The organism is Alienimonas sp. DA493 (assembly GCF_043951915.1).
GTDB lineage: Bacteria > Planctomycetota > Planctomycetia > Planctomycetales > Planctomycetaceae > Alienimonas.
On the sequence record NZ_JBINJD010000172.1, the window covers coordinates 1 to 10749 of the forward strand.

Genomic DNA, 10749 nt, shown 5'->3' on the forward strand with positions numbered 1-10749 from the left:
CGCTACGCCCGCAGCAATATCGCTTTACCGCCCACGGTCGGCCCGCTCTTCCGGCCGGGGTGGACGGACGTGGGGGACCATCGCGGGGTCGCAGGCCCCGCACGCGGCGTAGTTCTCGCGGGCGCGGGCGAGCGTCAGGCCGCCGTTCGCCCCGCTCGTCACGGCGTTCGGATCGCGCCCGTCTTCGCGAACGTCGTCCTCCCAGAAGCACACGGGGCAAATCTCCCAGTCGCAGCGGGCCGAAAGCGTACGGCAGTCACAGACAGGGCACCGGAACGGCATGCCCTCACCCGCGGCCGGCGAGGACGGCCCCGATCGCCAGCAGGGCGACGGTGACGCCGAGGATCACCGCGACCGTGCCCCAGCCGGCCTGACGGTCGCCGGGTTGGTTGCGGACCTCCGCCAGCAGGCCGCCCAGCGCCCGGCGGGGCGGGTCCAGCGCCCAGATGTCCGGGGCCTTGCGGCCCTTGGCGGACCGGCCGGCGACCTTCTGCTCCCGGCGGCGGTTCGCCCGGCGGTCGTCCCGCTCCAGCGCCCGTTCCTCTTTCTGCATCAGGGCTTCGGCCAACCGGCCCTGCACCGCCCGGGCGTTCAGCGGGCGCTTTTTGGGGTCCTTTTCCAACAGCTCCGAGACGACCTTGTCCAGGTCGGTCGGCACCAGCCCGCAGACCTTCTTCACCGGCACCGGCGTGCGGCGGAGGTGCTGTTCGAAGATGTCCGCGAACCCCGCCCCGGTAAACGGCGGGCGGCCGGTCAGGCACTCGTAGAGCAGGCACCCGAGGGCGTAGAGGTCCGTTTTATCGTCGAGCTGCTGGCCGCGGATCTGCTCCGGGCTCATGTAGAGCCAGGTGCCGACGGTCTTGCCCTGCTCCGTGAGGGCGCTGCCGGCGGTGTCCAGGGCGATGCCGAAGTCGCCCAGTTTGACCACGCCGTCCTGGGTGAAATAGACGTTGGAGGGCTTGAGGTCGCGGTGGACCACGCCGTTGTTGTGCAGGTGTTGGAGCGCCGAACAGAGCTGCCAGCCGAGTTCGACGACGTCCTCCCAGTCGAGCACCCGTTTGGCCCGCAGCAGGTCGGCGAGGGTGCCGCCCTCGACCAGCTCCATCACGTAGTACCACCGCGAGCCGGCGGGGTCGCTGGCGGGGGTCTTGCCGCTGGCCTCGCAGCCGACGACGTTGGGGTGCGAGAGCTTCTCGAGGATCTCGATTTCCCGCTCAAAGCGGGCGCTGATCTCCGGGTCCTCGGAGACCTGCGGCAGGAGGATCTTCAGGGCCCAGGCGTTCCCGGTCTCCTTATTGACGGCCCGATAGACGGTGCCCACCGTGCCGCGGCCCAGCACCTCGCCCAGCTCGTAGGGACCGATCGTCTCGGGGGCGGAGCGGGGCACGGGGCGGGAACCGAGAGCGGGGCGGGAACCAAGGGCAAAGCGAGGCGGGCGAGCGGCGCCGATTCTGACGCATCCCCCCGCCGATCGGCCAGCCCACCGTGATCGGCCAGCCCGCCGTGATCGGCCAGCCCGCCGCGGTCGGCGAGACCGGGCGGTCCCGGCGCCGGGCGCCCGGGAGCCCCGGCGGTCGGGCGGGCGCGTCGCCGCTAGACTGTCCGCCCCGGCCCGGCCGGTTCGTCGTGTCCCCGGTTCGCCCCGCCGCCCCGCGTCGCCCGCCCCATGATCGTCAAACCGAAGCGTCGGCTCCCCTGGCTGAGCATGATCTTCAGTATTTCAGGCTCCAGCCTGGAGGACGCCTACCCGAAGATCCTCAGCGCCGGGCTGTTCGCCACGCTGGTCACCGCGGTGCATCGGGCCGTCTACAGCGGCTACGAGCAGTCGGAGAACTGGCTCACCTTCGAGCCGTTCACCGTGATGGGCCTGGCGATCTCCGTGTTCCTCAGCTTCCGGGCCAAGGCGACCTACGACCGCTGGTGGGAGGGCCGCAAACTGTGGGGGCGGATGGTGAACGTCTCCCGCAGCTTCACGCGGCAGTGCGCGATCATGACCCGCGGCGCCGCCGCCCTGCGGACCGTCGGCCACGGCACGACCGCCTCCGGCGGCGGGAACCTGCACGGGGAGGCCACCGGCCCGCGACTCAACGGCGCCGGGTCGGGCGGCGTGAATCGCCTGACGGGGGCGACGGCCCCCGCGAACGACGGCTCGGACGACCGACGGGACGACCGACGGGACGACCGACGGGACGACCGACGGGACGAGGCCCCCAGCGACGGCACCGGCACCGGCGCCGCCCCGACGGTGGGCGACTCCGGCGACCACGTCTTCGACGGCGACGGCGAGGAGAACGGCGAGACGGCCGAGGCCGACGCGCAGCAGGCCGCGGCGCTGGCCGAACTCGGCGGGCAGTGCGGGGTCTTCGCCCGGGAGATGGCGCTGCGGCAGGTCGCCTACGTGCACAGCTTCCGCCACCACCTCCGCGGTTCCGACCCCCACGCCGACCTGCACCGCATCCTCGACGCCGACGAATCGAAGGCGATCCTCGCCCAGTCCAACCGCCCGATCGCGGTGCTCCAGGGCATGGGCCTGCGGCTGCGGACCGCCTGGGAGGCCGGGCACGTCAACGATTATCACCTCGCCCACCTCGAAAGCAGTTTGACGGAGATGACCGCCATCCAGGGCGGCTGCGAACGCATCAAGAACACGCCGATGCCCTACAGCTACACGGTGCTGACGCACCGGCTGGTGTTCTTTTATTGCTTCGCCCTGCCCTTCGGCCTGGTCGGCACGCTGGGCTGGCTCTGCCCGATCACGGTGCTGCTGGTCTCCTACGCCTTTTTAGGACTGGACGCGCTGGGCGACGAAATTGAGGACCCGTTCGGCCTGGACCCCGAGGACCTGCCCCTGCTGGCCCTCTGCCGGACGATTGAAATTAACCTCCGCGAACTGACCGCCGCCGGCCGCGTCCCGCCCCCGCTGGAACCGGTCGACGAAGTGCTGGCGTGAGGGGATGTCGGATTGCGGATGTGGAATGACGGATGTGCGGCGTCGGCGTGCCCGGGTTAGGGTGCGGCGCCGCTCGCCCGCCCCATGATCCCACATCCCAACTCCCACTTCGCCCCGTGCCGGACGATCTCTCCCTGCGGCTGACCAGCGGGCTGGGGCTCGCGCTCATTTTATTGGCGGCCTGGGGGATGAGCTCCCACCGCCGCCGCGTCCCCTGGCGGGCGCTGGGCGGGGGGTTGGCGCTGCAGCTCGGGCTGGGCCTGCTGTTCTTTCAGACGCCGGTCGGCGTGTGGTTTTACGAGGCGACCGGCGTCGTCTTCAAAACGATTCTGGACAGCGTGGAGGCCGGGGCGGCGTTCGTGTTCGGGGAGGATTACGCGGAGCACTATTTCGCGTTCTTCGTGCTGCCCAGCATCGTGTTCTTCGGGGCCCTCTCTGCGGTGCTGGAGCACTGGGGCCTCATCCCCGCGGCGGTGCGGGCGCTGGGCTGGGCGCTGCGGAAAACGCTGGGCGTCAGCGGCGCGGAGAGCCTCGCCGTCGCCGCCAACGTCCTCGCCGGACAGACCGAGGCCCCGCTGCTGGTCCGCCGCTATCTGGACCGGATGACCGACAGCGAATTGATGTCCGTGATGACCGGCGGCTTCGCCACCGTCGCCGGCGGGGTGCTGGTCGCCTATTACGGCATGGGCATCGATCCGGGTCAGTTATTAACGGCGAGTTTCCTGAGCGCCCCGGCGGCCCTGACGCTGGCCAAATTGATGCGGCCGGAGACGGAGGAGCCGGAGACCGCCGGCGGCGCCGCGATCGACCGGCCGGCGGCCTATCACAACACCCTCGACGCCGCCGCCGCCGGCGCCGCGGAGGGCGCCAAGCTGGCGATCAACGTCGGAGCGATGATGCTGGCGTTCCTGGGGCTGATCGCGCTGGTCAACATCGTGCTGGCCGCCGTCGGGGAGGCGGTCGGCGTGCCGCAGCTCAGCTTGGAATGGTTGCTGGGCTGGGCGTTTCTCCCCTTCGCTTGGGCCCTGGGCGTGCCGCCGGACGAGTGCCGGACCGTCGCCGAACTGCTGGGCACGAAGACGGTGCTCAACGAGTTCGTCGCCTACGACCGCCTGTCGCAGCTGTCCGAGGCGGACCTCTCCCCCCGCGGGCGGATGCTGGCGGTGTACGCGCTGTGCGGGTTCGCGAACCTCTCCAGCGTGGGCATCCAGATGGGGGCGCTGGCGTTTCTGGCGCCCAGCCGCCGCTCCAGCGTCGCGGCCCTGGCGATGAAGGCGATGATCGCCGGCACCCTCGCCGCCTTCATGACCGCCTGCGTCGCCGGCCTCCTCGCCGACCCCGACCGCCGCCTCGTCCCCCCCGCAGACGCCGCGGCCGTCGAGGAGGCCGTGGAGACGCCGCCGGCCGCCGCGGAGCCGGACGAATCCTAACGGAGCGGCCGGGGGCCGTTCGCTCTTCCCCCCTCTCCCTTGAGGGAGAGGGGCCGGGGGTGAGGGGGGCGAACGGTTCGCAAGCCCTCGTTCAGAGTTCTGAGGGAGCCCGGAGCGCCAGCGAGGGTCGGAACCGTCCACCCTCGCTGGCGCTTCGGGCTCACAGGAACGGTCTCTCCGGGCGGGACCTGAACGGCGATCGGGCACCGTTGCCCCCTCACCCCCAACCCCTCTCCCCCAAAAGGGGGGCGAGGGGAGGACACGGTCTGCGGACATTTGAGGAGCGGTTCGCCGCGCTCTACTCCCCTCTCCCTGGAGGGAGAGGGGAGGACGGAAGGCGCTTTCACATGCGAATCAACGCGACGACCAGCGGGGCCAGCGCCGCCTGACTGGCGCCGGCCGTCGCCCACACCGCCCAGCGGGCGCGGGGGGCGGTCCGGGCGAGGGCCGTCAGCAGGGCGAGGAACGCCCCGGCGGCGGCGAGGCTGAGCAGCGGCGGCCCCCAGCCGGAGCCGTCGAGGCCCAGCCGATCCGCCGTCAGGCCCCCCGGCAGCAGGCCCGGGCCGAACAGGGCGACCCGGCCGAACTGCTCCACGCAGTGCGAGCAACGCACGTTCGTCACGCCCCAAACCCACGCCGCCCACCACGGCCCCCACGCGGCGAGCGCCGACCCGCCCAGGGCGATCCAGAACCGGCGGGGCGGCATGCGGGCGAACAACGGGAGCTCTCGGCGGGAACGAACCGCTCCCCCGGAGCCCGCCCCGACGTCGGAGGCGCGCAAAAAACGAGCCCGCGGGGGGCCAACCCCCGCGGGCTCGTACGCAATCAATCCAATCGTTCCTCAACCACAAACCGTCGGGCGGCCCTTCCAAACCGTCCGGAGGTCCTTCCTCACCTCCTGAACGGAATCCGTCCGCGGAACGGGACACCCGTGCGGAAAAATTTTCTCCGCGGGCTCGCGCCGGGGTCCGGGCGCCGGTCGGGCGTCCGGACCGGCGGGGCTCAGGCTTCCTGTTCGGGGGGCAGCACGGCGTCGTCCGGGACCGGGGCGCCGGGCGGTTCGTCGCCCTCGACGGAGGGGGCCGTGCTGCTGGGCAGCGGTTCGACCTGCATCTCCGGGGCGGAGTCCTCCGTCGGCAGGCCCAGCGCCGGGCCGTAGTTCACGTCCGGCTCCGCCACGATCGTCCCGCCGCCGGGCACGCTGTCGAAGCGACCGGCCCCGTGGCGGCGGATCGTCTGCCCGGTCACCGGGTCGTAGACGTCGAGCACGCGGCGTTCGCCCGGGTAGATGCCCGGGTAGCCGGCGATCGTCGGGCCGCCCGGCGGGGTGAAGTGGTGCATCACGCGGGGGTCCGGCGGGGCCGGGAAGGTCCCCGGGGGGGCCGGCTGCCAGGTCGGCACCTGCTGGTAGTAGTAGCCCAGCTGGGTGGTGTCGGTCGGCATGAACACGTGCGGGGCGACCCGCGGCTTCTGCGAGCCCGGCAGCCCGTACCACTGGTGCGGGTACCAGTTCCCGTAACGGTAGACCTCCCGCTGCACCGGGTAGGCGATCGGCTCCTGCCAGCCGTGGTCCGGCGGCAGGTAGGCGTCGTAGCCGCCCAGCGCCGGGTGCAGGGGCTCGGGCTTCCGCAGGGGGCCGTGCAGGTCGTGACGCAGGGCGTGCAGTCCGATCTGGCCGCCGTGCAGCCCGCCGTGGGCGTGAAGCCCCCCGTGACCGTGCAGCGTCCGGTCCGGGCAGTTGGGATCGCCGTTGACGAAGGTCGTCAGCCCGCCGGGGGCCGCCGCGGCCCCGTAGGTCGACCCGTAGGTCGTGCCGGAGGGGACGCCGCCGGAGGGCGAGCCGATCATCCGCTCGCTGCCGGGCACGATCTGCTCCGGGCCGCTCCAGGTGCGGACGGCCGGGGCGGAGGCGCCGTCCTCCTGAGCCGCGGCGACGGCCGGGGTCGCGGCGGCGGCGGCCAGCGTCAGTCCGGCGGCGAGCCGGTTCAGACGGGCGGGGGCGAGGCGGGAACGGGTCAAGCGGGTGGGCATCGTGTCCTCCCGGGGGATGCGGGTGACGGGAACGGGCGCGGGGCCCGGGAAGAAAAAGCGGGGAGCGCAACGCTCGCGGGGAGTCCGCGAACTCCCGGACCGACTCCGGGAGGAGTCAGGCGGGAGTCGCGAACTCCCGGCGACTCAGCGGTTGCCGGCGTTGTCGATGGTGCGGGGGAACCCGATTCCGGTGCGGGGCAGCCCCTTCTGGCCGTGCTCCGGGATGGGCAGGCCGTGCTCCGGGATGTCGAGCAGGTTCTCGCCGCGGCGGGGGTGGCTGGTGGGCAGTTCCACGACGGTCCCGGCCGGCGGGCCGTAGAGCGAACTCGGCGGCAGCGGGCGGGAGATCGGCACCAGGCGGCTGCTGGGCATGCCCCAGCCGTACTCCATCGTGTGGCGGACGTTCGGGGCCAGCGGCACGGCCATCGGCACGCCGGTCTGGGCCGAGGCCCACACGTCGCCGGTGCGGCGGTCGCGGTAGTCCCAGTCCGTGGCGTAGACGTGTTCGTACTTGCCGTGCCACTGGTCGATCTCCTGCAGGCTGCACCAGTAGCACTGGCTGTGGCCGCCGCACTTGCCGCAGAGGTGGGAGAGCCACCCGGCGCCCTTGCCGGCGCACATCCCGGGCAGCAGGCAGTGACCCGGCAGGCACAGCCCCGGCGGGCAGTGGCCCGGCAGGCAGAGCCCCGGCAGGCACACCCCCGGGGGGCAGTGGCCGGGCGGGCAGTCGCCCGGCGGGCAGTGGCGGTTCCAGACGGGCAGCCCCGGGAAGCAGAGCCCCGGGCCGCCGCCGTGCCCGTAGCCGGGTGGGCAGGCCGGTCCGCAGCCGCCGAACAGGCCGCAACCGCCGAACAGGCCGCCGCGGCCGCAGCCCCCGTTGCAGGCGCCGCCGCAGGCCCCGTTGCCGCAGGCCCCGCCGTCGCAGGACGGGCCGCAGGGCAGGTCGCAGACGCCCACGCAGCCTTCGTCGCGGCAGTTCAGCAGCCCGGCGGGCTGCACGGCGGCGTCCGCTTTGGGGGCGGCGGCGGGAGCGTCGCGGCGGATGTCGGTCAGGCTGACGACGCCCTCGGCGGCGGCGCGGGCGTCGGCGGCGTCGTCGGCCAGGGCCGTACCGGCCGACAGCGCCGGGGCGGCCAGCAGGCAGAGGGTCAGCAGGTTCGTCCATCCGCCCCGCCGCGTGCGGGGGGTGACGTGGGCCCGGGGGGCCGCGGATTGCAGTCGCATGGGAGGCATCCCCCGGGAGGAGGTGGCTGGGAGGGAACGAACGCGCGCCGGACCGCGTCGCACGGGGCGACGCCGGCCGGGACGACGGGGAACGGGTCGGGTCAGGTCAGGTCGAGACGGGCCGCGGGCGGGCCGGCCCCCCGGCCGCCCGCCCCGGGCGGGCGGCGGCGAACGCGGGGCCCAGGCTCAGACAGCCCGGGGCTAAGCGGCCCGGGGCCGCGGCGGGCGAACCGCCGGACCGCCAGGAGCGGTCCACGGCGCCGGTTCAGCGGTGCCAGTTGGGGTTCTCGGTCACCGGGGAGCCGTACGGCGAGGGGGTGTTCGCCCACTCGTTGTCGAACAGCGTGTTCCGGGAGTTGTACGGGGGGGCGAAGCCGGCGAAGAACGGGATCTTGCTGCGATACCGCACCTTCACCTCGGTGCCCACCAGGTCCCACTTCTCCCGGTTCCGCACGCCCCAGGGGGTGACGACCCACTCGCCGCGGGCGCGGTGGTAAAACGGCCCGTACAGGGCGTTGTAGTCGTGGGCGTACAGGTACTCGTGGGGGGCGTACGCCGGGTTGGTGATCATCGTCCCGCCCATCTGGATCGGGATGTCCTGCCGGGGCGAGGGATACAGCGGCGCGTTGAGCGCCACGTAGCCTTCCTGGTGCAGATAGGCCTGAGCCTCCGGCGGGGCGCCGGGGGCGTGCTCCCGGGCGTCGGACGGCGCGGCGAGGCCGCCGACGGCGGCGGCGACCGCCAACGCGGCGGCGCCGCGGGATAGGAGGCGGCGAAGCCGGGCGTGGCGGGTGAGAAGGGGGCGGATCATGGGGCGTCCCTGCGGGCGTGGGCCCCGGCGCCGCCGTCGGCGTCACGCAGCAGGGGCGTGACGCCGGGGGGTGCGACAGGGGGCGGTGGTCGGTCCTTGACGGGCGGGCTCCCCAACCCAACGCCGCCCCCGCCCGTGCGGCGTCGCGGACGACGCGGCAACGGGCGGGGCGGCGTCGGGGGGGACGACCCGCCCCGAACATCGGCCCGCCCCGGCCCGCGGGATGAGCGCCGCCGGCGCGTTCGGACCCCGCCGCGGCGGTACGTCAAGAGCAGTCCGATCGACCCGCGAAACCGGCACAGCTTCACACCCCGGCCGCCGTCGCACGGACCCCGCTCTTCCCTCCTCATCCCTTGAGGGAGTGGATGAGTCTTGGCAGCCCGAGGCGCGATCCGAGGCCGGGGGAGTCTGCCGCACGTGCCCGCCTCGAACTGGCGCCTCGGGCCGCAACAGACCGCCCCCTCACCCCCGCCCCTCTTCCCCCAAAGGGGGCGAGGGAGGGCGGAGAAAGGGCCGAGATGCCGTTATTCGCCCGCCAGCAGCCGGTCCGGGAGGGATCGCCACTTGCGGAACCGGCCCAACACGGACTCGACCGTCGCGATCCGCTCCGCCAGCGTCCCCCGCAGCGTGACGAACGGGCGCCCGCGGCGGAGCAGGTCCGCCGTGATCCGACGTTGGAAGACCTCCCGCTGCCCGACGCCGCTGCGGTCCGGCGTGTCGGCGAACGGGATCTCGTCCCCGCACAGGAACGTCAGGTCGTACCGCCCCGCGCACGCCGCCGCGAGGCGCTCCAGTTCCGGCAGGGGCCCGCCGTGGTAGTCGTCGGCGAAGATCCGGGTCGTGGAGGCGTCGGTGTCGACGATTAACCGCTCCCGGGCCGCCGCGGCGAGCCGCTCCTCCGCGGCCCGGTGCCCGACGGCGATCTCGACCAATTGCTCCGGGGACAGCCGCCGGTCGACCGCGTGCTGTTCCCAATATTCCCGTCCGTACTCCGGAACCCACGGCTCGCCGAACCGTTCGGAAAGGGCCTCGCACAGCGTCGTCTTCCCCGTCGACGGCGCCCCGACGAAGCAGAGCTTCGTCAACAGATCCCACCGCACCCGGGCCGGCAGCCGATGCCGCAGGCCGACCGGGTCCGCCCGCACCGCCGTGCCGGAGACGGGCACAGCCGTTCTGTCCGGGTCGAACCGCCAATCGACCGCCCCCAGCGCCGCCGCGACGTGGGCGCCGTAGAACTCGCTGCAATAAAAGTGCGTCACCCGCCGCCCGGCCAGCGCCTTCAAAATATACTCTTCCTGCAACGCCCGGATCGCCGGAGTGTCGCCCACGTCGTTCGGACCGCCCCAGCCCTCGATCACCTCGACGGTCGGGTAGAGGTCCCGAATCCACTCCGCCCGCACCGGCAGCGGCACGGGGGTGGTCTCCGGGGCGTCGTAGATCAGGACGACGAAGCGGTCCGTCTCCGCCAGCCCGGTTTCGATCAGCGCCTGATGCCCGGCGTGCAGCGGGGCGAATTTTCCTAAAGTGAAGCCGACGGTGGGGGCGGCCCGCGTCACGGTTTCGCCCCTCACGACTTCGCCTGGGCGATCGCCGGCTCGGCGATCGCGGGCGGTTCGGCGGGGGCGCCGGTCGCGGCGGCCTTCCGCCAGGCGAAGAACCCGGCCGTCGCCATCGCCAGAAACACGGCGTATAAACCGGCGGTGAGGTCCAGGTCGCGGTGGTAATAATTGGCGACGCTGACCACGTCGACGGCGATCCAGACGATCCAGGCCTCCACGGCCCGTTTCGCCAGCAGCCATTGGGCGGCGAGGCTGGCGACGGTGGTGAAGGCGTCGCCGAAGGGCAACGCCGCATCGGTCCACTCGTTCATCGCCCCGCCCAGCGCCGCCGAGCCGGCCGTGATGCCCACGACCCACCCGAAGAACGCCGGCCCGCTCAACCGCGTCACCGGCACCTCCCCCGCCCCGGCCCCGGCCCCGTCGCCGTCGCCGTCGTCGGCGGCGGCCTGATCCGCGGGCCGGCGTTCGCGGACCCACTCCCGCCAGCCGTAGATCTGCAAGCCGATATAAATCAGTTGCAGGGCGGCGTCCGAATAAAGCTTCGCCCGCCAAAAGATGAGGGAATAGAGGACGACCTGCACCAGCCCGGTCGGCCAGCAGAGCACGTTCCGCCGCACCGTCAGCCCCACGCAGGCCAATCCGAAGACCACGGCGACAATTTCCAGCAGCGACACACGCGAATCCGGGGCGGGGGGCGAACGCCGGTCATCCTAACGGCGACCGCCGAGCCCGTGCACGGCCGCG

The 10749-nt window shown here is 73.0% G+C and carries 10 protein-coding genes; 2 read left to right on the top strand and 8 right to left on the bottom strand.

Features of this window, described 5'->3' with window-relative positions; translation table 11 throughout:
• Positions 1-24: 24 nt before the first annotated feature.
• Positions 25-282 carry a CPCC family cysteine-rich protein gene (locus ACG2DA_RS19225; RefSeq protein ID WP_395257833.1) on the bottom strand — a complete coding sequence of 86 codons (258 nt, stop codon included), beginning with the start codon at positions 280-282 and terminating at the stop codon, positions 25-27.
• A 4-nt stretch (positions 283-286) separates the two neighbouring features.
• Positions 287-1387: a serine/threonine protein kinase gene (locus tag ACG2DA_RS19230; RefSeq protein ID WP_395257835.1), complete on the bottom strand. Its 1101-nt coding sequence runs from the start codon at positions 1385-1387 to the stop codon at positions 287-289.
• Between the two features lie 279 nt (positions 1388-1666).
• Between ACG2DA_RS19230 and ACG2DA_RS19235 the strand changes: the two genes are divergently transcribed.
• Positions 1667-2950 (top strand): bestrophin family protein, encoded by a 1284-nt coding sequence (locus tag ACG2DA_RS19235; RefSeq protein ID WP_395257837.1) that lies wholly within the window; start codon positions 1667-1669, stop codon positions 2948-2950.
• Between the two features lie 116 nt (positions 2951-3066).
• Positions 3067-4380: a NupC/NupG family nucleoside CNT transporter gene (locus tag ACG2DA_RS19240; RefSeq protein WP_395257839.1), complete on the top strand. Its 1314-nt coding sequence runs from the start codon at positions 3067-3069 to the stop codon at positions 4378-4380.
• A gap of 343 nt (positions 4381-4723) precedes the next feature.
• Here ACG2DA_RS19240 and ACG2DA_RS19245 read toward each other — a convergent pair whose 3' ends face one another.
• The 6 genes from ACG2DA_RS19245 to pnuC all read right to left on the bottom strand — a co-directional run bounded on the left by ACG2DA_RS19245 (position 4724) and on the right by pnuC (position 10679).
• Complete coding sequence (locus tag ACG2DA_RS19245) at positions 4724-5098, bottom strand: hypothetical protein (protein ID WP_395257842.1); 375 nt, start codon at positions 5096-5098, stop codon at positions 4724-4726.
• A 284-nt stretch (positions 5099-5382) separates the two neighbouring features.
• Complete coding sequence (locus ACG2DA_RS19250) at positions 5383-6399, bottom strand: hypothetical protein (protein ID WP_395257844.1); 1017 nt, start codon at positions 6397-6399, stop codon at positions 5383-5385.
• Positions 6400-6555: 156 nt separating this feature from the next.
• Positions 6556-7635, bottom strand: coding sequence for a hypothetical protein (locus ACG2DA_RS19255; protein ID WP_395257846.1), 1080 nt, complete (start codon positions 7633-7635; stop codon positions 6556-6558).
• 265 nt (positions 7636-7900) lie between these two features.
• On the bottom strand, positions 7901-8446 hold the full coding sequence (locus ACG2DA_RS19260) for a hypothetical protein (RefSeq protein WP_395257848.1): 546 nt from the start codon (positions 8444-8446) through the stop codon (positions 7901-7903).
• A 524-nt stretch (positions 8447-8970) separates the two neighbouring features.
• A complete protein-coding gene (locus ACG2DA_RS19265; protein WP_395257850.1) occupies positions 8971-10017 on the bottom strand; it encodes an AAA family ATPase in 1047 nt (348 codons plus the stop codon).
• Positions 10014-10679, bottom strand: a complete 666-nt coding sequence (gene pnuC, locus ACG2DA_RS19270) for a nicotinamide riboside transporter PnuC (protein WP_395257852.1) — start codon at positions 10677-10679, stop codon at positions 10014-10016. The genes ACG2DA_RS19265 and pnuC overlap by 4 nt, the downstream gene beginning before the upstream one ends.
• Positions 10680-10749 lie beyond the last annotated feature (70 nt).